Genomic DNA, 21,265 nt, shown 5'->3' on the forward strand with positions numbered 1-21,265 from the left:
CCGGCCTCCCCGGGGAGGCCGGCCGCGCCGTCGGGATGGCTCAGGCCGAGCGCTTCGTCTTCTCGCCGCGCGACTCGCGCAGCAGGGTGAGGCGCTCCTCGAGGAGCTCCTCGAGCTCGGGGATCGAGCGGCGCTCGAGCAGCATGTCCCAGTGCGTCCGGGGGGCCTTGACGTTCTTCAGCTCGGGCTTCGTGCCGCCCTGGAGGAGCGCGTCCTCACCGCAGCGGCACTCCCACGTGGGAGGCACCTCGGCCTCGACCGAGAAGGGCAGCTCGATGCGGTGGCCCTGAGGGCAGACGTAGACGGTGATCCGGCGTTCGCTCGGAACAACGTTCTCGTCGCTCTCCATGCTGAAGGCGCCCAACCGGGTGCCACGCAACGATCGTTCTGCCATGAGGGTCTCCCAACCTGAATGTCCGGCCGGACGTCGCGGTAGCGGTCCGGTGGTCTTCCCGTTCCAACGTCAAGGGCGCTGTCGATTGTTCCGACGAATCGCAGGGGCGGAAGGTTGCCTGCACACCGGTGATCGCAGCGAACTCACAGGTAACAGTCAGGAGTTCTCCAGATCGAGCCCGCTCGCCCCATCGAACACCCTCCCAGCGCCCCCGGAGAAGGGTACCGGGAAATGGCACCACTCGGCATCCGAAAACGACATGCGACCCCCCGACCCCGCGGCACCGACGGGAACGGTCACACGACGGTGGGGAGCTGGTTGCCGGCGTCGAGGATCCCTTTGCGGACGTCGACCCGGCGCAGGATGGCGCCGCCGAGGACGAAGAACACGACGAGCGCCACGATCGCGATGCGGTAGGAGTGCGTGAACTGGTAGACGAGGCCGAACAGGAACGTCCCGAACCAGCTCGTCCCGCGTTCCATGGCCTGGTAGAAGCTGAAGAACTCCGCCTCGCGGCTGCGCGGCACGAGCTGGCTGTAGAGCGATCGTGAGAGGGCCTGGGTGCCGCCGAGGACGATGCCGATGAGGATGCCGAGGGCCACGAACGGGACGTAGGCGCGCTCGGGGAGGAAGAAGGCGAGCACGACGATGACGATCCACGCGACGAGCGACCAGAGGATGGTGCGCCACGCGCCGAAGCGGGCCGCGAGCCGCCCGAAGAGCAGCGCCCCACCGAAGGCGACGAACTGGACGAGGAGGATGAGCTGGAAGAGCTGGGTCTGGGAGAACTTCAGCTGCTCGGCGCCGTAGAGGCTCGAGGAGGTGATGACCGTCTGGATGCCGTCGTTGAAGAAGAGGTATGCGAGGAGGAAGCGCCTGGTCTCCGGGAAGTACCTCAGGTCGGAGAGGGTGCTGCGCAGCTGGCGGATGCTCCCGGTGACGATGCCGGCGTCCCGGGCGACCTCGAGGCGCTCCTGCCCGCGCAGCCGCCACATCCCGATGACGGGGACGAGGGTGAAGATCCCCCACCACAGTCCCGCCGACAGGATGCTCACCCGGGCCGCCTGTCCCTCCGTCATCCCGAGCGAGTCGTGGACGAGGAGCATGACGAGGTTGATGGCCAGCAGCAGTCCGCCGCCGAGATAGCCGAAGGCCCATCCCTTGGAGGACACGCGGTCGCGGTCGTCCGGGGCGGCGATGCGGCAGAGGATCGAGTCGTAGACGACGAGTGAGGCCCCGAGGAAGACGGTGGCGAGGATCATCAGGCCGGACCCGAGCGCCCAGCGCGTCCCCGTCACGAAGACCATGAGCGAGGCGCAGACCGCGCCGGCGAAGGCGAACGCGCCGAGCAGTCCCGCGGGACGCGGGGAGCGGTCGGCGATGGCGCCGATGAAGACGAGCACGACGGCCGACACGATCGTCGCGAAGGTCACGGTGAAGGGCGCCAACGAACCGGGGGCGATCGGTATGCCGAGCACGTGGAGGTTCGTCGTGCACGTCGCGTCGGAGTCGATGCCGGGGCAGGCGGCCTGCTTGGCGACAGCGGTGATGTAGGGCCCGAAGAGGACGGTGCCCACCGTCGTGACGAAGGCCGAGTTCGCCCAGTCGTACCAGTACCACGGACGCTGGTAGCGCGCGTTCTCGGCATACATCCGGTCGTCGACGGCGGCGTCGGTCGTCATGAGCCGAGGGTTCCACACCAGGGCGTTCCGGGCACCGGGTTGGCCGCCCGAGGGGTCGCGTGTCGGGGTCTACGCGACGGGGTCAGCCCGCATACTGCCAGTGCCATGGCTCGGGGAGCGAGCCGCCCGGGTCGGCCCAGGAGGGGTGGTACCAGCCGTACGTCGGGCCGTTCTGCTCCATCCACTCGTAGGCGGGTGCGCCGAAGCTGTTGACGCCGCCGCACAGGTCGACGGCGAGGCCCAGACCGTGCTGGCTCTTGCCCGGCGTGGCCGCCCACATGCCCCGGCTCGCCTTGACGCTCACCTGCTCGGCGAGCGAGCGGTAGGAGTCGGTGACGCAGAGCGGCGAGCCGGTGTCCTTGGCATGCGCGGCGCTCATCGCGTTGAACGCGGCGGCCGCCTTCGGGCGCAGCGACTCGCCGGGCGCCTTCCACAGCGGGCAGAGGGCCGAGGCGGGGAACTCGCCGTTGGGGTAGGTCGCGTTGTTGTTGCTGCACGGCTTGCCGACGTCGCTCAGCGATGCGCCCGCCTTACGCATCTCCGCGACGAGCGCCTCGTAGGCCTTCTTGGCCGCAGGATCGAGGACGCCGGCGAGGACCTGCACGAGCGGGCCGGCCTTCTCGATGTCCTTGGCGTGCGTCGTGCGCAGGGTCGCGAGCTTCTCCTGCTGGGCCGCGACGAGGTCCTCCGCGGCCGCCTTGGCGGCCGCGGCCTTCGTCGCCTCGGTCCTGGCCTTGGTGCTCGCCGCCTCGGCGCGCTGGGTCGCGGCGCGCTGCTGCGCCAGCAGCGTGTTGAGCCTCGCGAACACCTGGGCCCGGGAGTCGGTGAGGTAGGCGAGGTCCCCGACCGGGTTGCCGACCTCGGCGGGGGAGTCCTTCATCGAGTCGATGACGCCCATCACCTCGGAGACCGAGCCACCGCCCTCGGTGTAGGCGTAGTAGGCCCAGGCGCGCAGCCGCTGCTTCTCGGAGGCCAGCTGGATGGTGTAGAGGTCCGACAAATCCTGCTGACGTTTGGCTTCGGTGGCCGCCGCGGCCTGAGCCGCCGTGGCGTCGGCGTAGTCCTCGAGCTCGGCGTTGGCCTTCTTGGAGAGGACGTCGAGCTGGGCGACGACGTCGGCGAGGTCCTTGTTGACCCCGGCGAGCTCGGCGCGCAGGCTCTCGGCCGCCGCGACCTGGGCGGCGAGCTGCGTGGCGGAGAGCCCTTCCTCGGCGGCGCCGCCCGTGGGGTCGGCGGTGGCCGATGTCGCCGGTCGCGAGGCCCGGGATGATGAGGTCGACGAGCTTGATGGCCGCCTCGACGACGGCGAGCTCGTCGGCTTCGTGGTCGGAGCCGTCGACGTGGAGGAGGACGAGGGGCTCGTGCTGGTGCTGCTCGGTGACGTCGACGTCGTCGAGTTGGAGGCCTCGCTCCCGGTGGTACCCGACGTGCCGTCGGCCAGGGCCACTCCGGGGACCGTGAGCATCGTCAGGGCAGCCACGAGCGATGCAGCGGCCGCCACCGTCCGCCGTCCCATCGTCACCGCCCACCCGACGCGTTGCCCGGGGTCCCCTGCAAACCCCTGTGCTCGATCGTCGTCGAGCGTACCTCGGTGCGCTGTCAGACACACCGGAGTCGCGCAACCTCCGCGGGCCGTCTCATCGCACGGGTCGTCCACAGGCCGTGACATCGCGCGCCATCGTCCACAGGGAAGCCGTCGGGGTATGCGGGGGAGCGCGATCCGCGGCATCGTCGGGTGCGTGCTGGAGCGGGCCGGAGGGCCGGGGCACCCAGGTGCTGTCGTGGGAAACGGATGAGGGAGTGGCGAGATGGGCGATGGGATCGACTACCTCAACGAGGTGCGGATGCGAGGGCGCGTGGCCGCGGCCCCGGAGGTCAAGGAGCTCCCCAGCGGCGACCAGCTGGTGACGATGCGCGTCGTGGTCGGCCGGACGGACGCCCGGCGTGACGGACCCGCCCGTTCCAAGGACGGGGCTGGGTCGGCCCGTTCCAAGGACGGGGCTGGGTCGGCCCGTTCCAGGGACGGAACTGCCTCGAGCCGTTCGAAGGACGAGGCGGTGGCGGTGCGGACGGTCGTCGACACGATCGATGTCGCGTGCTGGTCCGCGAGTGCGCGCCGGGTGGCCGGGCGCTTCGCCGCCGGCGACGTCGTCGAGGTCGAGGGTGCGCTGCGGCGGCGGTTCTTCCGCACCGGTGCAGGGGCGGCGAGCCGATACGAGGTCGAGGCCCGGTCGCTGCGCAGGGCCTCTGCGCCGACCCGAGCCTCGGCACCCCGGTCCTCCACGTCGCCGTGAGAGTCGGGGTGGCCGGGTCGTCGAGCGTGGCCGGGTTGTCGAGCGACGCGGGGTTGTTGGACGCGGGGCGAGTCGTCGAGGCAGGCCGGTGGTCGAGCGACGCAGCGTTGTTGGGGTGGCCGGGTCGTCGGGGGTGTCCGGGTGGTTGGACGCGGGGCGAGTCGTCGAGGGAGGCCGGGTTGTTGAACGCGGCCGGGTCGTCGAGAGGGTCCTGGCCATCCCGCGCTCCTCCGGCGGCGTCGACGTGATCCGACGGGGCCCCGCCTGCCTGTCGGTCGGACCGGAGGACACCCAATGCGGCTGCAGACGCCAGGCGATGTGCGCCGCTCCCGCACGACGGGCACGGCCGGGAGCGGCTTTGGGTGTCCGTGGGTCGCAGCGACCACCCGTCCGGTGACATGTCTTGGCATACGAGGACGAGGTGACGCGACGGTCCGGGATGGCATACAAGGGTGTCGTGGACACCGTCTCCGACCGCCCCCGCAACGGCCCCGTGCGGGACGACGAGGTTCCCGACTTCGTCGCCGCGCTCGGGATCCCGGGGCTGGCCGATATCCACGTGCACTTCCTGCCGGAGCCGATGCTGCGCAAGGTGTGGGCCTACTTCGACGACGCGGAGAGGGCCTATGGGCGGCCCTGGCCCATCGCGTACCGCTTGCCGGAGGACGAGCGCCTCCGGGTGCTCAGGGGCCTCGGTGTGCGAGCGGTCCCGTCCCTCACGTATGCGCACAAGCCGGGGATGGCGCGGTGGCTCAACGAATGGTGCGCCGACTTCGCGGGCCGGGTCCCGGACGCCGTCCACTCGGCGACCTTCTACCCAGAGCCGGGTTGCGGCGGCGACGTCGCCGAGGCGCTCGCGGCCGGCGCGCGGCTGTTCAAGCTCCACGTGCAGGTCGGTGGCTTCGCACCGGACGATCCGCTGCTCGAACCCGCCTGGGAGCTTGTCGAGCGGGCGGGCGTGCCAGTCGTGATCCACGCGGGTTCGGCACCGCAGCCCGGCCGGTTCACCGGGCCGGACCCCGTGCGTCGAGTCCTGCAGCGGCATCCCGGTCTCGTCCTCGTCGTGGCACACATGGGGATGCCGGAGTTCCATGCCTTCGCCGACCTGACGGGCGAGTTCCCGGGCGTCCACCTCGACACGACGATGATCGGGACGGACTTCACGAACGGGTTCGCGCCGATGCCGCCCTCCTTCGTCGACCGGCTGCCCGATCTCGCCGACCGGGTCGTTCTCGGGTCGGACTTCCCCAACATCCCCTACCCCTACGCGCACCAGCTCGAGGCGCTCGCGCGGCTCGGCCTGGGCGATGCGTGGATGCGGACGGTGCTCTGGGACAACGGGGCGCGCCTCCTCGGTCTGCCCGTCGACTCGTCGGACTCGTCGGACTCGAGAGGCTGACCGACGCACGGGCCGGCGACGCAACCGACTGCCTTGTGGGTGACCTGGCCGACGTTCCGACGTGGGCCAGGTCACCCACGAGGGAGTGGCGGTGTCGGTGGGGCCACCTATCGTGATCGAGGACCGACCACGACTGCTGGAGGAGACACCTATGACCACCCTGTCGGACCGGCCGAACACCGCTCTCCTCGTCGTCGACGTCCAGAACGGCGTCGTCGCAAGGGCGCATGACCGCGACGCGGTCGTCGCGAACGTCGCGGCCGCCGTCGACAAGGCCCGCGAGGCGGGCGTCGACGTCGTCTGGGTCCAGCACAACAGCGCCGACCTCGCCGCGGACACCGAGCCGTGGCGGTACGTTCCCGAGCTCACGATCGGGGCGGGCGAGCCCGTCGTCCAGAAGCGGTACGGTGACTCCTTCGAGGACACGAGCCTGGAGGATGTCCTCGCGGAGCACGGCGTCGGCCGCCTCGTCGTCGCGGGTGCCCAGACCGACGAGTGCATCCGCTCGACCCTCCACGGGGCGATCACGCGCGGCTACGACGCCACCCTCGTCAGCGACGCCCACACCACCGAGGACCTCACGGCGTACGGCGCGCCGCCGCCGGAGCAGGTCATCGCGCATACCAACCTCTACTGGACCTACCACGAGGCGCCGGGTCGTACGGCCGGGACGGTGAGGACCGCCGACCTCGACTTCGCGGTCGCGGACCTCGGGGCCGGACGCGAGGACGACTGAGAGGGATCGGCGTGGCATACGACGAGGGGTTGGCCGACCGCCTACGCGCCGCGCTGTCAGGGATGCCCGAGGTCGAGGAGCGACGGATGTTCGGCGGACTGGCCTTCCTCGTGGACGGCTCGATGGTGGCAGCGGCCGGATCGGAGGGTCGACTGCTCGCTCGATGTCTGCCGAGCCGCACCGAGGAGCTCCTGCGACGTCCGGGCGCCACTCGGGCCACGATGGGGACGCGGACGATGAGCGCGGGGTGGATCACCGTCGACGCGGCCCAGGTCGCCGACGTCGAGGCTCTCGCGCCGTGGGTGCGGGAGGGGTTGGCGGTCGTCGGCCGGTAGGGCGACGAGGTACGAGGCGCCGAGGTGGTGCTGTGCCGGGGTCGACGGTGCCCGGGTGGCTGACGATGCGCCGTGCGACACGAGGCACGCCGAGGTGGTGCTGTGCCGGGGTCGACGGTGCCCGGGTGGCTGACGATGCGCCGTGCGACACGAGGCACGCCGGGGTGGTGCCGTGCCGGCCGGGGTCCGCAGCACCATTCGAGGCGTCGAGGCGTCGAGGCGTCGAGGCGTCGAGGCGTCGAGGCGTCGAGGCGTCGAGGCGGCGGAGCGCAGGCCCGGGTTCCGGTGGGACTGCGAGGGCGAGGGTCAGGTTCACGCCTTCAGCGGGCCGGCCACCTCGAGCCTGCCGTGGTCGATGAGCCACCGGACCGACTCGAGCACCGCCTCCTCGGGCTCGTACCGCGGCGCATAGCCGAGGAGCGTCGTGGCCTTCTCGATGGTGAAGACGTGGCTGCGATGGAGATGGCCCCAGCTCTCGCGCGCGTAGTCTGCGGTCGTGGAGGCGCGGTACTCATCCCAGCTCACGCTCTCGACCGTCGCGGACCTCCCGAACCACCCGGACGCGATGTCGATGTAGCCGCGTACGGTGAGCGCCGTCGGCGCCACGACGGTGAAGTCCTCGCCCGCTGCGGCGTCGCGACGCTCCACCGCACGCTCGAACGCCTGCGCCACGTCGTCGGCATGGACATGGTGCAGCGTCTCGACGCCGCTCCCCGGAACCTGCACGACCCCACCGGCGGAGATGCTCCACCACACCGCCGGGTCGACGTTGCCCAACGGACCTGTCGGATGCCAGCCCGGCCCGACGATGTGCCCGGGATGGAGGGAGGTGGTGACGAGGCCGCCCGAGGCCGTCTCGTCCTTCAGCATCCGGGCGATCGCGTCCTTCTGGACGCCGTACTCATCGAAGGGCGCCCCCGCCGACCCGCTGCCCTCCGCGATCGGCAGCTTCCGGCTCGGCCCGTGGCGCCAGATGGACCCGCAGTGCACGAGGTGCCCGACCGCTCCTCGCAGCCCGCAGACGAGGGCCGTCGCGGATTCCACGGTGAAGCAGACGAGGTCGATGACGACGTCGGGCTCCAGCGAGCGGACGGTGCCGGCGAAGGTGCCATCGGCATCCTGCTGTTGCCGGTCCGCGACGACCTGGCGCACCTGCTGCCACTCCGGCACGCCGGCGTACCCGGTGCCGCCCGTGCGGCTGAGGTTGACGACCTCGTGACCGGCCCGGACCAGGCGGGGGACGAGGAAGGTGCCGATATGGCCACTGCCGCCGATGACGACGATGCGCACGGTTCTCCGATCATGGGTGAGGACTGGGGCGGACGGTGCGTCCAGTGTGACGCGGTGGACGTCACACGCGTCCACCGATCGTCGGGTGAGGAGGGCTGCTCCTCACCCCCGCCACGGTACGGCCCGCCCTGGGTAGCCTCGAGGCCATGGAACCCCGTCCGGTGGCTCGGCCGATCGTCACGATCCGGTACTGCGTCGACTGCCGCTGGATGCTGCGGGCGCAGTGGTACCAGGGGGAGCTGCTGCAGACCTTCGCCGACGATCTCGGAGGAGTGCTCCTCGCCCCGGCGCACGGTGGGGTCTTCCGGGTCGAGGTCGACACGACGACCGTCTGGAACCGCAAGACGGACGGCGGGTTCCCCGACATCACCGAGCTCAAGCGGCGCGTGCGGGACCGTGTCGCGCCCGGGAGGGACCTGGGCCACGCCGACCGGGCACGGAGCTGACGAGCGGGCCATGACATGACGAAGGGGGCGAGGCGTCGGTGCGGCATGGCACCATCGATGACGTGGCCGATGATCCGAGCTTCGACCAGCGTCTGCGCGACCTGGCCCGGCTGCGCCGGGTGCGCGACCGGATCGACCGCGAGTATGCCGAGCCGCTCGACGTCGAGGCGCTCGCCCGGGGCGCGAACATGTCGGCGGGCCACCTGAGCCGGCAGTTCAGGCTCGTGTACGGCGAGTCGCCCTACAGCTACCTCATGACGCGGCGCATCGAGCGGGCCATGGCGCTGCTGCGCCGCGGTGACCTCAGCGTCACCGAGGTCTGCTTCGAGGTCGGCTGCCAGTCGCTCGGCACGTTCAGCACCCGCTTCACCGAGCTGGTCGGCGTCCCGCCGAGCCGGTACCGGCGCGAGGCGACGGCCGGGGCGGGTGGCATACCCGCATGTGTGGAGAAGCAGGTGACCAGACCGGTCAGGAATCGAGAAGCACCCGCGAGCGGCCGTCGTTAGCGTGATGGCCATGGACATCACCATTCACTACGCCTTCCTCCCGCACACCGACGCCGACGCGGCTCTCGCCTTCTACCGCGACACCCTGGGCTTCGAGGTCCGGGGCGACGTGGGCTACAACGGCATGCGCTGGCTGACGGTCGGCCCGCCGGGCCAGCCGGACACCTCGATCGTCCTCCACCCGCCGGCCGTCGAGCCGGGGATCACCGAGGACGAGCGCCGCACGATCCTCGAGCTCATCGCCAAGGGCAGCTACGCCGCGCTGACCCTCGCGACCGACGACCTCGACGGTCTCTTCGACCGGCTGCAGGCCACCGGTGCGGACGTCGTCCAGGAGCCGACCGACCAGCCGTACGGCGTCCGCGACTGCGCCTTCCGCGACCCGACCGGCAACCTGCTGCGCATCAACCAGCGCGGCTGAGCGACGGACACCCCGGAGGCGGGACGGGAGCCGTTACGGTGGACGGCGTCCCACCCGCGCCGCGGACCCTTCGACCCAGCAGACGTGAGGACCTTCGGATGACCATGACGACCGACACGCTCCCGCGGGAGACGCACGGCGCCGACAGCCACGACCGCATCCGCGTCGTCGGCGCGCGGGTCAACAACCTCAAGGACGTCAGCGTCGAGATCCCCAAGCGTCGGCTCACCGTGTTCACCGGCGTGTCCGGCTCGGGCAAGAGCTCACTCGTCTTCGGCACCATCGCGGCCGAGTCCCAGCGGCTCATCAACGAGACGTACAGCGCCTTCCTGCAGGGGTTCATGCAGACCCTGGCCCGTCCCGACGTCGACGTCCTCGAGGGCCTGACGACGGCGATCGTCGTCGACCAGGAGCCGATGGGCAGCGACCCGCGGTCGACGGTGGGGACCGCCACCGACGCCAACGCCATGCTGCGGATCCTCTTCAGCCGCCTGGGGACTCCGCACATCGGCTCGCCCCAGGCGTTCTCCTTCAACGTCGCGTCGGCCAGCGGGGCGGGCGCGGTGACCGTCGAGCGCGCCGGTCGCACGACAAAGGAGCGGCGCAGCTTCAGCGTCCTCGGCGGGATGTGTCCCCGGTGCGAGGGCCGGGGCTCGGTCACGGACTTCGACCTCACCGCCCTCTACGACGACAGCCTGTCGCTCAACGAGGGTGCCCTGACGATCCCCGGCTTCAGCACGGAGGGCTGGTACGGCCGCATCTTCCGCTCCTGTGGCTTCTTCGACCCCGACAAGCCGATCCGCAGGTTCACCAAGCGAGAGCGGGACGCGCTCCTCTACAAGGAGGCCACGCGGATCAAGGTCGAGGGCATCAACGTGACCTACGAGGGCCTCATCCCGCGGATCCAGAGGTCGATCCTGTCCAAGGACCGGGAGGCGATGCAGCCCCACATCCGCGCGTTCGTGGACCGGGCGGTCACCTTCACGACGTGCCCGGACTGCGACGGCACCCGGCTCAGCGCGTCGGCCCGCTCGTCGCGCATCGAGGGGACGAACATCGCCGAGGCGTGCGCCATGCAGATCACCGACCTCGCGGAGTGGGTCCGCGGCCTGCACGATCCGTCGGTGGCTCCGCTCCTCACGGCGCTGGGAGGGACCCTCGACGCGTTCGTCGAGATCGGGCTCGGCTACCTCAGCCTCGACCGGCCGGCCGGCACCCTCTCCGGCGGTGAGGCGCAACGGACCAAGATGATCCGGCACCTCGGGTCCTCGCTCACCGACGTGACGTATGTCTTCGACGAGCCGAGCATCGGGCTGCACCCCCACGACATCCAGCGGATGAACCAGCTGCTGCGGCAGCTGCGCGACAAGGGAAACACCGTCCTCGTCGTCGAGCACAAGCCCGAGATGATCGCGATCGGCGACCACGCCGTCGACCTCGGCCCCGGGGCAGGGGTCGCCGGGGGAGAGGTCGTCTACGAGGGCACCGTCGAGGGCCTGCGGGCCAGTGACACCATCACCGGACGCCACCTCGACGACCGAGCCGGCCTCAAGCCGTCGGTGCGGACCCCGACCGGTCGGCTCCAGGTGCGGGGCGCCTCGACCCACAATCTCCGGGACGTCGACGTCGACATCCCGACCGGCGTGCTCGTCGTCGTGACCGGCGTGGCGGGGTCGGGCAAGAGCTCGCTCATCGACGGCTCGGTGTCGCCGATGGAGGGCGTCGTCACGGTCGACCAGACGCCGATCCGCGGCTCCCGCCGGAGCAACCCGGCGACCTACACCGGCCTCCTCGACCCGATCCGCAAGGCCTTCGCGAAGGCCCACGGCGTCAAACCGGCGCTCTTCAGCGCGAACTCCGAGGGGGCCTGCCCCAACTGCAACGGCGCCGGTGTCGTCTACACCGACCTCGGCATGATGGCCGGCGTCGCCGCGCCGTGCGAGGTATGCGAGGGCAAGCGGTTCGACGTGTCGGTCCTGGAGTACACGGTGGGCGGCAAGGACATCAGCGAGGTCCTCGCGATGTCGGTCGACGAGGCGGCGGCCTTCTTCGGCGAGGGCGATGCCCGGGTCCCCGCCGCGCACCGCATCCTCGAGCACCTCTCCCAGGTGGGCCTCGGCTACCTCACGATCGGCCAACCGCTCACGACGCTGTCGGGCGGCGAGCGGCAGCGGCTCAAGCTGGCCACCCATCTCGGCGAGAAGGGCGGCGTCTTCGTCCTCGACGAGCCGACGACCGGACTGCACCTCGCCGATGTCGAGCAGCTGCTCGCCCTGCTCGACCGGATGGTCGACGCCGGCCGCTCGGTCATCGTCATCGAGCACCACCAGGCCGTCATGGCGCACGCCGACCGGATCATCGACCTCGGGCCGGGCGCCGGCCACGACGGCGGCAGGATCGTCTTCGAGGGCACGCCCGCCGACCTCGTCGCCGAGCGGTCGACGCTCACCGGGCAGCACCTCGCGGCCTACGTCGGCGCCTGACGGCGGGGCCGCCCTCGGCCGGTGCCGAGCGGTGTGTGATCCTTCAGGCGTGATCGACGGACGCTTCGTGCTGCTCGGAGCGCTCCTCACCCTCATCGGGTCCTCCCGGTATGCCTGGTTGACGATCCACGCGCGGACACGTCCCAACCGGGTGACGTGGTGCCTGTGGGCCGCGGCGCCGATCATCGGGTTCCTCGCCCAGCTCGACGAGGGCGTCGGACTCCCCTCGGTGCTCACCCTCTCCGTGGGACTCGGTCCGTCGATCGTCTTCGCCTCGACGTTCGTCAACCCGCAGTCCTACTGGCGGATCTCGCGGTTCGACCTGTGCTGCGGCGCGGTGTCGCTCGCAGCGCTCGTCGTGTGGCTCACCCTCGACAACCCGACGCTCGCCGTCGTCTTCGCCGTCGTCGCGGATGCGATGGCCGGTGTGCCGACGATCGTCAAGGCCTGGCGGGCGCCCGAGACCGAGAACCCGGTGCCGTTCCTGCTCGCCGGCCTCAACGGCACGATCGCCATGCTGACGATCGACGACTGGGGGATCGCGACGTGGGCCTTCCCGGCATACATCGTCGTCATGGGCCTCGGTCTCAGCGTCCTCATCGCCACGAGGCAACGGCGGGTCGGCGCCGTCACGATGCGCGCCTGACGTCCGGGCGTTTGCGTCGTGACCTGGCTCACACCGTGTCACAGATCCGCTCGTCGCGGCGTCTCCTGGGCAACCCACTCGAACAGGAGGCACAGTGATGACCGAACGGATCGAGGTCGTGGTGGCAGGCGGCGGGTACGCCGGTGTCATGGCCGCCAACCACCTCCGCCAGCGTGACGACGTCGAGGTGACCCTCGTCAATCCTCGGCCCTCGTTCGTCGAGCGGATCAGGCTCCACCAGGTCGCTGCTCGCACCGGCGACGCCGCCGTCGACTTCCGCGACGTGCTGGGGGAGGGGATCGGCCGCGTCGAGGACACGGTGACCCGGATCGACGCGGCGGGTCGCAGGGTCAGCCTCGCGAGCGGTGGCGACCTTCCCTACGACTACCTCGTGTATGCCGTGGGGAGCGGAAGCCGGACCGCAGGCGTCCCCGGGGCGGCGGAGCTCGCATACCCCGTGGCGAGCCTGGAGGAGGCCACCCGCCTGCGCTCCGTCCTCGACGACGCCCCTGCGGCGGTCGTCACGGTCGTCGGCGCCGGCCCCACGGGCATCGAGGTCGCCGCCGAGCTGGCGGGCGGCGAGCGGACCGTGCGACTCGTCTGCGGCGGCGTGCTCGGACCGTACCTCCACCCGCGAACCCGGCCCATGGTCGCCCGCCATCTCGGGGCGCTCGGGGTGCGCGTCCTCGACGGGCCAAGCACTGCGGTCGTCGCGGTGGAGCCCCGCGCGGTGCGGCTCGCCGACGGGCGGCAGCTGCCGAGCGACATCACGGTCTGGGCCGCGGGGTTCTCCGTGCCGGAGCTGGCTCGACGCAGCGGACTGCGCACCGACAGGGACGGCCGGCTGCTGACGGACGAGACGCTGACGAGCGTCGACGACGACCGGATCGTCGCGGCCGGCGACGTGGCGTCGCCGTCGGGCCTGCCGTTCCGGATGAGCTGCCAGGCCGCCGTCCCCCTGGGTGCGCAGGCGGCGAACACCATCCTGTCCCGGATCGCCGGCACCGAGCCCGCCCCGGTGAGCCTCGCCCTGCTCGGGGAGTGCATCAGCCTCGGTCGGCACGACGCGGTCATCCAGCGAGCCCATCGCGATGACACGGCGACGGCGTTCCACGTCGGCGGGCGCGGGGTCGCGCTCGTCAAGGAGACCGCATGCCGGCTGGCGGTGGCGAGCCTCACCCGAGAGGCGCGGCGGCCGGGATCGGTCTTCTGGATCAAGGACAGGGGGCGTGCGGCGCGCGTCCGGGAGCGCATCTGGAGCGACGCGGTGCGGGCTCGGGAGACCGCGTGAGCGAGCCGAAGGACCGCACCGCCGCGTGAGCGATGGGCGACCGCACGAACGGCGACAGGAGACCGGGTGAGCGAGCCGATGGGCCGGGGAAGAGGGATGATCGGCATGGTGGACGGTGATCGAGCACGGACGAGGCGGGCCGGTGGGGTCACGGGTGAACCCGCCGCGGATGAGGCGACCCGTGCGTTCCTCGACCATCGCGACCTGCTCTTCACCGTGGCATACGAGATGCTCGGCTCCGCGGCCGATGCCGAGGACGTCCTGCAGGAGACCTGGCTGCGGTGGTCCGGAGTCGACCTCGCGGAGGTGCGGGACCACCGCGCCTACCTCGTCCGGATCACGACCCGGCAGGCCTTGACCCGGCTGCGGACCCTCGGGCGTCGCAAGGAGTCGTATGTCGGGCCGTGGCTTCCCGAGCCCCTCCTCACCACTCCCGACGTCGCCGATGACGTCGTGCTCGCCGAGAGCGTCTCGATGGCGATGCTGCTCGTCCTCGAGACGCTCACCCCGCTGGAGCGGGTCGTCTTCGTCCTCCGCGAGGTGTTCGAGGTCGACTACGACGAGATCGCCGGCGCCCTCGACCGGAGCCCCGCGGCGGTGCGGCAGATCGCGCATCGGGCCCGGAACCACGTGGATGCCCGACGTCCTCGACAGACCGTGCGGCGGGGGGAGGTTCGGGCCGTGCTCGGATCGTTCCAGCGGGCCCTCGAGACGGGCGACCTCTTGGGTCTCGCGGACACGCTCGCGCCGGACGTCGTCCTGCTGAGCGACGGCGGGGGTCTGCGGCAGGCGGCTCTGCGACCGATCCTCGGATCCGACAGGGTGGTGCGCTGGCTGGCCGGTGTCGCGCGAAAGGCGGTCGGTGTCCTCGAGGTCGAGGCGGCCGAGGCCAACGGCAGCCCGGCGCTGCTCGTCCGCCTCGACGGAGAGGTGGACGGCGTCGTCGCGTGCCGCGTCCGGGACGGACTCATCACCGGCCTCTACTACGTCCGCAACCCGGAGAAGCTGTCGCGCGTCGAGCGCGAGACGACGTTGACGGTCCGCTGACGCGCCGGCCCCGCATACCGACTCGTCGTCGTGAACGGATCAGTCGATCCAGAAACGGAGTTCGTCCCCCAGCTGCTCGTCGAGCCGGCCGCCGTTGGCCTCCATGACGCGCCGCGACGGGTGGTTGTCGGGGGAGCAGGTGAGCAGGACGCGAGCGACGCCACGGGCCCGCGCCTCGGTGAGCCCGGCGCCCAGCATTCGCGTGGCGTGTCCCTGGCGTCGCCACGGCGCGACGACGTGGTATCCGATATGGCCGCCGACGATCAGGAGCTCGGGGGTCAGCCGGTGGCGGATGACGAGAGTGCCCAGATAGTGCTCACCGGCGACGTACCAGAAGATGGTCGACGGCACGTCCCACCGGGTCGTGTCGTGGTCGCGAGCCGCGACGAAGGCGTCGAAGTCCTCACTCGCGGGACCCAGCCAGTCGGTGTCCGTCCCGCGGAGCAGGCAGTCGGCCTGCTCGCCGGTGAGGTACGAGATGCGGACCGCCGTCGTGGGCCTTACGAGGCGAGGGGTCTCCGGCAGAGTGATCACGGGCTGATCGTGGCATCCGCGCCGCCGCGGTCGCACTCTGTTTGATGGGTGCGGGCTCGAGCGACCGGTCGGCGAGGTTCACAGCCTGTGAGCCAGCCCCGGGAGGAGGCTGAGCGCCGACGATCCCCATCCCGTCGGGTCGTCGCCGGGTGGCATGAGCGCCAAGGTGTACCAGAGGACGAGGACGTCCAACCAGCTCGCCTCGACGGGCGTCAGTCGCCGGGCGGACTCGTAGCCGGAGCAGAACACCGAACGAACCTGCGACGACACTGGCCCCCAGTCCCGAAAGCGCGTGCCGAGCATGACCGCCGAGCGAGCCAACTCGTCGATACAGCAGTCGATCCGGGCCTCCTCGAAGTCGAGCACCGCGGCGACGGTCGCGCCGGTGCACACGATGTTCGATGAGCGGAAGTCGCCGTGCAGGAGCTGCACCGGAAGGCTGTCGCGGGGCGCGTCGGTCACCAGGGTTCGCAAGGCGTCTCGACCGGGCGATGGCACATGCTCGCCTACGGTGTCGAGCCAGTTCGCGATGCGCGTCGCCAAGGGCTCTCGGTGTTCCTCCGACAGGACCGCGTGATCGCTCGGGTAACCAGCGAGGGTGTCGTGGAGCCGGGCCAGAGTGACGCCCGCGGCTCGCACCTGGGCGAGATCCTCGACGTCGAGCAGATCGCCTTCGACGACGTGTTGGAGGGAGATCGAGATGCCGTAGGACTCCACCTGGAGGCGACCGTCCGACGCGGGCAGGGGCGCGGATACCGGCAGCCCATGGCCGTCGAGCCAGTGCGTGAGGTGGGCGATCCGCGACAAGCGCGGGAACCGCGCGGGGGCGACGGACCACTTCGCCAGGAGCCGACCAGCCGGCGTCGACATCCAGGCCAACGCATTGTGGCTGCTCATCGTGATCCGCTCGCAGCCGTCCACGCGGACACCCCAATGCTGGCTCACGGTGGTCGTGACCCAGCGACCGGCGGACGGCGCGTCCTCGAAGCCGAACCGCTCCTCGAGCACGACACCCGGGTCGTCCGCCTCCCACAGCATGTCCAGCATCGGCATCGGTGAGTCGGCCATGGGTCCATCCCAGCATCTTCACGGAGGGCAGGCTGCGCTAAAGTGGCTATATTTGTAGGCAATATTATGGCTACTGGAGGCGAGATGACCGATGTCGGTATTCGTGAACTGCGGGATGGCCTCAGCCGTCATCTCGCCGCTGTGCGCGACGGCCACACGCTGACGGTCACCGACCATGGTCGGCCGATCGCAAGGATCGTTCCGGTCGACGTGCCCACGCGGCTGGAGGAGCTCATCGCTGCGGGAAAGGTGACGCCAGCACGCCATCCGCGGCGTACTCTGCCACCCGCGATCGAGACGGCCGGCACGGTGACCGACCTGATTGATGAGCAGCGTCGTTGATCGTCTACCTCGACACGTCGGCGGTCGTGCCGATCCTGATCGCGGAGCCGAGCACGCAGATGTGCCGCCGGGTCTGGGAGGACGCCGACCGACGGGTCAGTTCGAGGCTCACGTACGTCGAGACGGTTGCCGCCTTGGCGATGGCCCAGAGGCACAGGCGCATCTCCACCGGCGAGCACGACGCCGCTTGGTCGAACTTCGTGGCCATCTGGCCGGACGTCGACGTCGTCGAGCTGACCGCCGATCTGGCGGTCGCCGCGGCGGGACTCGCTCGCACGTTGGCGCTCCGGGGCTATGACGCAGTGCATTGTGCGACAGCCGCGGATCTCAATGATCCGTGGATGGTGGCCGCCAGTGGCGACGCCCGACTCATCGACGCCTGGCGCGATCTGGGCATCGCCGTCATCGATACGAACCAGGACGTCAATCCCTCACGCCTCAGGCGACGACGAACGCCGCGGCAACTGCCTCAAGAAGCCAAAGTAAGAGCTGCCGGCGATGGGTGCGTCCTCGAAGCCGAAAAGCTCTTGGAGCACCACGCGGGATCGTGCGCCTCCCACAGCATGTCCCCATCGGCATCGCGGACGGCGGCGACATATGCGGCGTATGCCGTGGCCGAGTCGATCGCCCGGCGCGCGATGGTAGCGGGGGGAGTATTCAGAGGGCTTCGGCGACTTCGTCGCTGACCTTGACGTCGTTCCAAGTCAGCGCGACCACGTTGTTGATCTGCTGGCAGAAGACGAGACCAGGACGGCGGCGCCACGGTCGCGTCTCGTCAGTTGCTGGGTGTGAACGACGCGTTCCACTGCGGTCGCCTCAGGTCGTGGGTCTCCTCACCGGCAGGGGTCGTAGCGTGAAGATGAGGATACCGAGGTACTTGTTCATCCATTCACGTTTGTTCGGGTATCGATCTCCGGCATCCGCGGGTAGCTGCGGCTCGAGGGTAGCTTCAATCCAGAGCCCGGCTGCGCTGAACGCGTTGAGCACACGTCAGACATCGTGTAGGTGCGCTACGTCAGAGCGATCTGTTCGTTCCGCCTCGGGCGATAGGTGTAGTCGGCGGTGGAGAAGTACTCCTGGCCCAATGCGGTGCCGTTCTGCTCCGATCGCTCGATGGCGTATCGAATCGGTTGAGTTCTGGTCAACAGGATGAACCCGTCCTCGGTGAGCATTCTGCGCGCTTGCTTCAAGGTGCGAACGGGGTCCTTGGCGTAGTCGAAGGACTGCTGGAACAGAATGCGGTCAAGAGTACGCTCGGTGAGCACGGGCACCGTGTTCAGATCGGACAGGTCGCCGCGCACCAATTCCATGCCTGCTGGTGTGTCGGCGAGGAAGTTGTCGCTGATGTCAAGACCGACCGAGTCGATCGCTCCGTCTGCGACAAGCTCCGCGAGTTTGCTGCCGCTGCCGCACCCGAGGTCGAGTATCGATCGTCCGGTGACGTCTCCGAGAAGGTCTCGCTGCGCAGGCCACTCAACCAGCCGGTCCAGGGAATCTTCTCGGACGCGGGCCCGTTCATAGTCCGGAGCAAGACCCCGCCACGCCTCAGTCGTTTGCGCTTCCGCCGAAATCGGGTGCGCTTTCGTGGAGGCCCTCGGTGTCATCATCATGTCAACCTAGCGTCGCCTCCTCGTCTCTCGTAGCGAGGGCGCTCAGTCAACATCGCGTCTCGCAGCGACGCAACTGGCAACCCGATTGCCTTGCCCGCAGAGCGATCCCTAGCCTGCCTGCATGGACAGTGTGAACTTCCTCGGGATCCGGCTCGACGCGCGCGACGTCGTTCGGACCTCCACCTTCTGGGCGGACCTGTTGGGTTGGACGTTGAAGGAGCGCGCAGACGGCGCGGTCGCCGTCATCCCCAACAACCCCACCAGTTACCCCTTGGCTGTTCGTGCTGCGAGTGCACCGAAGAACGGCCAGAACCGGATTCACTTCGACCTCACATCGATGTCGTCGGAAGACATGCAGCAGTTGATCTCGAGGGCCCACGTCCTCGGCGCCGCCGATGTAGACATCGGACAGTCCTCGAATGAGCCGCACAGGGTACTGGCTGACCCGGAGGGTAACGAGTTCTGCGTCATCCCACCTGAGAGCACCTTCCTCGCCAACACGGGTGCGATCGGAGCGATCAACTGCGACGGCTCCCAGGCCGTTGGCTACTTCTGGAGCGATGCATTGGGGTGGCCGCTGGTCTGGGATCGGGATCAAGAGACGGCGATCCAGTCGCCCGCGGGTGGTTCCAAGATCACATGGAGCGGGCCGCCACTGATGCCGCGTGAGGGTCGAGACCGGCTGCGTTTCGAACTCTCGACCTCCGGCTCCATGTCAGCGGCTATCGCGCGTTTGACGGCCCTGGGCGCCCATGTTGCCAACGAGTCATCCTCCACGGAGGGGATCCTTCATGACCCGGACGGCAACGAGTTCCACCTCTTGGCCATGCAGCACATGGAGTAGCGGGAGACCACCACACATCAGACGTGAAAGCGTCGCATCTGCGGCAAGGCTATCGCTTCACTGGCAGGCACGGGAGTTGGCGGACCCGGAGTAGCGGGCGCGAACCGACGTGAGCGCTCGCAGCCCATGTCAGTGCGTCCCTCTGACCGGTGAGGTGAGAGTGGACGGATGGTCGGGCCACTGAGTCGAGTAGGCGTCGTCAGATGCTCCGCGGCACAGCCGCGAGTACCGCAGTAGTTCGCGGACGATTCCAGCGTTGCCCATGGCCCATCCGGACCGGGGTGCCAGATCTGGGAGTGTGTTGCGCTGTTCATGGTTCGACCAACGAGCGCCGTCCTCATCGATGGACGCGCGCGAGGCCAGAACGTCATACAACAGGTCGGCAAGTGCGAATCCGTCGCCCCGCTCGACGATCCGGTCGCAGGCAAGCGCGAGGACGCCGGCCGTCCCGCAGCAGCGTCCGTTGTTTTCCCAAGAGCCCGGACGCACGCGCTCGGGCAGTCCGGACGACACGACCGTCTGCCAACACCTGTCTCCCAACAACGTCCACTGCTTCTCCTGGGTGATTCGCTCCAGCAGCCTGAAGACTTGGGCGTCGCCTGCCGGGCCGTTGCACCACCCCAAGCTGAATCGCTCGATGTTGTCGGGGCGATGTTGGGGATCGGAGTGAGGCACCAGGAATCCGTCTGGCCCTGCTTGGTTACGCGCCACGACGTCCATTGCGCCCTCGACGGCCAGCTCCAGCAGGTCCGGACGTCCTGCTGCGTCCCTGACGGCCGCGAGCGCGTAGACGATCCCAAGAGGTCACGCTCGACCTTCATGGGCGATGGCAGAGCAGGTCTGGGGTGATCGGCGCGGAGAGTAGTCGCACCCGCTGCAACCCTGCTAGGTAACTGGCATGCGCGGGAGTCGATGAGCCGGGAGTAGCCGGGGAAGTGGGTCCCAGATCGCCGGGATCTCGCCGTCACCGGCCAAGTTCCACCCCCTGTCACGAGGGTCGTAGTGGTTGAACGCGGGGCAAAGAGCCGCGCGCGGCGTTGCCCCGCTACGCAGCGTCGTCGCTGTCGTGCTGCCGCTCCACCAGGTCGCGCCTAGTCAGCCGCGCCGGCCCGTGTCGTCACTCTCGTCGACGGTGGCTATGACCTCGAGGTGAGCAGTTCCAGGTAGCGGTCGGCAAACAGGTATGCATCGCCAGGCCAGCGAGCGGAAAGATAGTTACCGTCGATGACGGTGAAGGCGTGGCTGTGATCAGTGGCGGTTCCCCGGCGGGCGAGCTCGCGCGGACCTCGATGGAATTGCTCTCGGGGGTCGATCAGCGCCGCTCGCACCTCGTCCTCGACATAGGCCGGGTAGGTGCGGTAATAGCGGCCGAGCCGCCACGCAGTGATGAAATATCCACCACGTTCCATATACTTGGGCAAGCAGGTGGTGTTGCGGTCTGCTATCACGCTGGCGTTGGTATCCGGGTCTTGGGTTCGGGCAAGGACGAGCACCCCATGGCAGATGGCGCCGACTGGCCGGTCCAGACTCCAAGACCGCGCGACTTGCCGCTGCAAGGATGCTGAGCCCAGGTACTGCCGCATGCCCGGCGCGTGGCCACCCGGAAGGATCAATCCGTCGAACTCCGTCAGATCCACCTGTGACCACGACTGCGTGGCGTGGAACTCGGGGGAGTCGGCCAGCTCCTGATAGAACCCTTTCGGTTCGGGCTCAGCGCCGAGCTGTCCGAACAGCACCCCGCTGAGCAGGCGCGGATCAGCGTGTGGCACGACGCCCGCGTGCTCGGTGGCGAACACAACCTGATGCCCGGCGTCGGTGATCAGGCGCCACGGTACGGCGACTTCGGTGACGTCAAAATCGTTGTCAGGCAATGGCATCAGCACTCTCATGGGAGCCT

At 69.6% G+C, this 21,265-nt stretch carries 23 protein-coding genes; 14 read left to right on the plus strand and 9 right to left on the minus strand.

Going from position 1 to position 21,265, the window contains the following annotated elements:
- Positions 1 to 40: 40 nt before the first annotated feature.
- From BN12_RS03690 to BN12_RS23340, 3 genes are all read right to left on the minus strand, one after another.
- Positions 41 to 394 (minus strand): RNA polymerase-binding protein RbpA, encoded by a 354-nt coding sequence (locus BN12_RS03690; protein ID WP_048550174.1) that lies wholly within the window; start codon positions 392 to 394, stop codon positions 41 to 43.
- Positions 395 to 690: 296 nt separating this feature from the next.
- Positions 691 to 2,076, minus strand: a complete 1,386-nt coding sequence (locus BN12_RS03695; RefSeq protein ID WP_048550176.1) for an MFS transporter — start codon at positions 2,074 to 2,076, stop codon at positions 691 to 693.
- Positions 2,077 to 2,158: 82 nt separating this feature from the next.
- Entirely contained in the window at positions 2,159 to 3,592 is a 1,434-nt protein-coding gene (locus tag BN12_RS23340; RefSeq protein WP_162233029.1) for a M15 family metallopeptidase, read from the minus strand.
- A gap of 292 nt (positions 3,593 to 3,884) precedes the next feature.
- On the opposite strand from BN12_RS23340, the gene BN12_RS03705 reads away from it, so the two are divergent.
- The 4 genes from BN12_RS03705 (at position 3,885) to BN12_RS03720 (ending at position 6,840) form a co-directional block, all read left to right on the plus strand.
- Positions 3,885 to 4,370: a single-stranded DNA-binding protein gene (locus BN12_RS03705; RefSeq protein ID WP_048550178.1), complete on the plus strand. Its 486-nt coding sequence runs from the start codon at positions 3,885 to 3,887 to the stop codon at positions 4,368 to 4,370.
- A gap of 421 nt (positions 4,371 to 4,791) precedes the next feature.
- Complete coding sequence (locus BN12_RS03710; RefSeq protein ID WP_235432290.1) at positions 4,792 to 5,769, plus strand: amidohydrolase family protein; 978 nt, start codon at positions 4,792 to 4,794, stop codon at positions 5,767 to 5,769.
- A 151-nt stretch (positions 5,770 to 5,920) separates the two neighbouring features.
- Entirely contained in the window at positions 5,921 to 6,505 is a 585-nt protein-coding gene (locus tag BN12_RS03715) for an isochorismatase family protein (RefSeq protein ID WP_048550182.1), read from the plus strand.
- 11 nt (positions 6,506 to 6,516) lie between these two features.
- Entirely contained in the window at positions 6,517 to 6,840 is a 324-nt protein-coding gene (locus BN12_RS03720; protein WP_048550185.1) for a TfoX/Sxy family protein, read from the plus strand.
- A 312-nt stretch (positions 6,841 to 7,152) separates the two neighbouring features.
- Here the strand turns inward: BN12_RS03720 and BN12_RS03725 are convergent, their stop codons facing one another.
- The gene (locus BN12_RS03725; RefSeq protein ID WP_048550187.1) at positions 7,153 to 8,130 is read right to left on the minus strand and encodes an NAD-dependent epimerase/dehydratase family protein; all 978 of its coding nucleotides are present in this window, start codon (positions 8,128 to 8,130) and stop codon (positions 7,153 to 7,155) included.
- 146 nt (positions 8,131 to 8,276) lie between these two features.
- On the opposite strand from BN12_RS03725, the gene BN12_RS03730 reads away from it, so the two are divergent.
- From BN12_RS03730 to BN12_RS03760, 7 genes are all read left to right on the plus strand, one after another.
- Positions 8,277 to 8,576, plus strand: a complete 300-nt coding sequence (locus BN12_RS03730) for a SelT/SelW/SelH family protein (protein ID WP_048550189.1) — start codon at positions 8,277 to 8,279, stop codon at positions 8,574 to 8,576.
- 62 nt (positions 8,577 to 8,638) lie between these two features.
- Positions 8,639 to 9,082: a helix-turn-helix transcriptional regulator gene (locus BN12_RS03735; RefSeq protein ID WP_200901133.1), complete on the plus strand. Its 444-nt coding sequence runs from the start codon at positions 8,639 to 8,641 to the stop codon at positions 9,080 to 9,082.
- Positions 9,083 to 9,092: 10 nt separating this feature from the next.
- A complete protein-coding gene (locus BN12_RS03740; protein WP_048555962.1) occupies positions 9,093 to 9,503 on the plus strand; it encodes a VOC family protein in 411 nt (136 codons plus the stop codon).
- Positions 9,504 to 9,601: 98 nt separating this feature from the next.
- Complete coding sequence (locus tag BN12_RS03745) at positions 9,602 to 11,986, plus strand: ATP-binding cassette domain-containing protein (protein ID WP_048550193.1); 2,385 nt, start codon at positions 9,602 to 9,604, stop codon at positions 11,984 to 11,986.
- Between the two features lie 49 nt (positions 11,987 to 12,035).
- Positions 12,036 to 12,632, plus strand: a complete 597-nt coding sequence (locus BN12_RS03750; RefSeq protein WP_048550195.1) for a hypothetical protein — start codon at positions 12,036 to 12,038, stop codon at positions 12,630 to 12,632.
- Positions 12,633 to 12,729: 97 nt separating this feature from the next.
- Complete coding sequence (locus BN12_RS03755) at positions 12,730 to 13,923, plus strand: NAD(P)/FAD-dependent oxidoreductase (RefSeq protein ID WP_048550197.1); 1,194 nt, start codon at positions 12,730 to 12,732, stop codon at positions 13,921 to 13,923.
- A 105-nt stretch (positions 13,924 to 14,028) separates the two neighbouring features.
- Positions 14,029 to 14,970 (plus strand): RNA polymerase sigma-70 factor, encoded by a 942-nt coding sequence (locus BN12_RS03760; RefSeq protein WP_048555963.1) that lies wholly within the window; start codon positions 14,029 to 14,031, stop codon positions 14,968 to 14,970.
- A gap of 39 nt (positions 14,971 to 15,009) precedes the next feature.
- Here the strand turns inward: BN12_RS03760 and BN12_RS03765 are convergent, their stop codons facing one another.
- Entirely contained in the window at positions 15,010 to 15,504 is a 495-nt protein-coding gene (locus BN12_RS03765) for a GNAT family N-acetyltransferase (protein WP_048550199.1), read from the minus strand.
- 78 nt (positions 15,505 to 15,582) lie between these two features.
- Entirely contained in the window at positions 15,583 to 16,572 is a 990-nt protein-coding gene (locus tag BN12_RS03770; protein WP_048550201.1) for a phosphotransferase enzyme family protein, read from the minus strand.
- A gap of 84 nt (positions 16,573 to 16,656) precedes the next feature.
- Here BN12_RS03770 and BN12_RS03775 point away from each other — a divergent pair, with 84 nt between their 5' ends.
- Positions 16,657 to 16,914 (plus strand): type II toxin-antitoxin system Phd/YefM family antitoxin, encoded by a 258-nt coding sequence (locus BN12_RS03775; protein WP_048550203.1) that lies wholly within the window; start codon positions 16,657 to 16,659, stop codon positions 16,912 to 16,914.
- On the plus strand, positions 16,911 to 17,600 hold the full coding sequence (locus BN12_RS23615) for a type II toxin-antitoxin system VapC family toxin (RefSeq protein WP_083454389.1): 690 nt from the start codon (positions 16,911 to 16,913) through the stop codon (positions 17,598 to 17,600). Before BN12_RS03775 ends, BN12_RS23615 begins: the two co-directional genes overlap by 4 nt.
- A gap of 324 nt (positions 17,601 to 17,924) precedes the next feature.
- Here BN12_RS23615 and BN12_RS03785 read toward each other — a convergent pair whose 3' ends face one another.
- Entirely contained in the window at positions 17,925 to 18,524 is a 600-nt protein-coding gene (locus tag BN12_RS03785; RefSeq protein WP_048550208.1) for a class I SAM-dependent methyltransferase, read from the minus strand.
- A gap of 121 nt (positions 18,525 to 18,645) precedes the next feature.
- Between BN12_RS03785 and BN12_RS03790 the strand changes: the two genes are divergently transcribed.
- The gene (locus tag BN12_RS03790; RefSeq protein WP_048550210.1) at positions 18,646 to 19,368 is read left to right on the plus strand and encodes a VOC family protein; all 723 of its coding nucleotides are present in this window, start codon (positions 18,646 to 18,648) and stop codon (positions 19,366 to 19,368) included.
- Between the two features lie 129 nt (positions 19,369 to 19,497).
- Here BN12_RS03790 and BN12_RS23620 read toward each other — a convergent pair whose 3' ends face one another.
- Both BN12_RS23620 and BN12_RS03800 read right to left on the minus strand, forming a co-directional pair.
- Positions 19,498 to 20,043 carry a lanthionine synthetase LanC family protein gene (locus tag BN12_RS23620; RefSeq protein WP_200901134.1) on the minus strand — a complete coding sequence of 182 codons (546 nt, stop codon included), beginning with the start codon at positions 20,041 to 20,043 and terminating at the stop codon, positions 19,498 to 19,500.
- A gap of 461 nt (positions 20,044 to 20,504) precedes the next feature.
- Complete coding sequence (locus BN12_RS03800) at positions 20,505 to 21,257, minus strand: type 1 glutamine amidotransferase domain-containing protein (protein ID WP_048550214.1); 753 nt, start codon at positions 21,255 to 21,257, stop codon at positions 20,505 to 20,507.
- Positions 21,258 to 21,265: the final 8 nt, after the last annotated feature.

The organism is Nostocoides japonicum T1-X7, from assembly GCF_001046855.1.
In the GTDB taxonomy this organism is placed as follows: Bacteria; Actinomycetota; Actinomycetes; order Actinomycetales; family Dermatophilaceae; genus Nostocoides; species Nostocoides japonicum.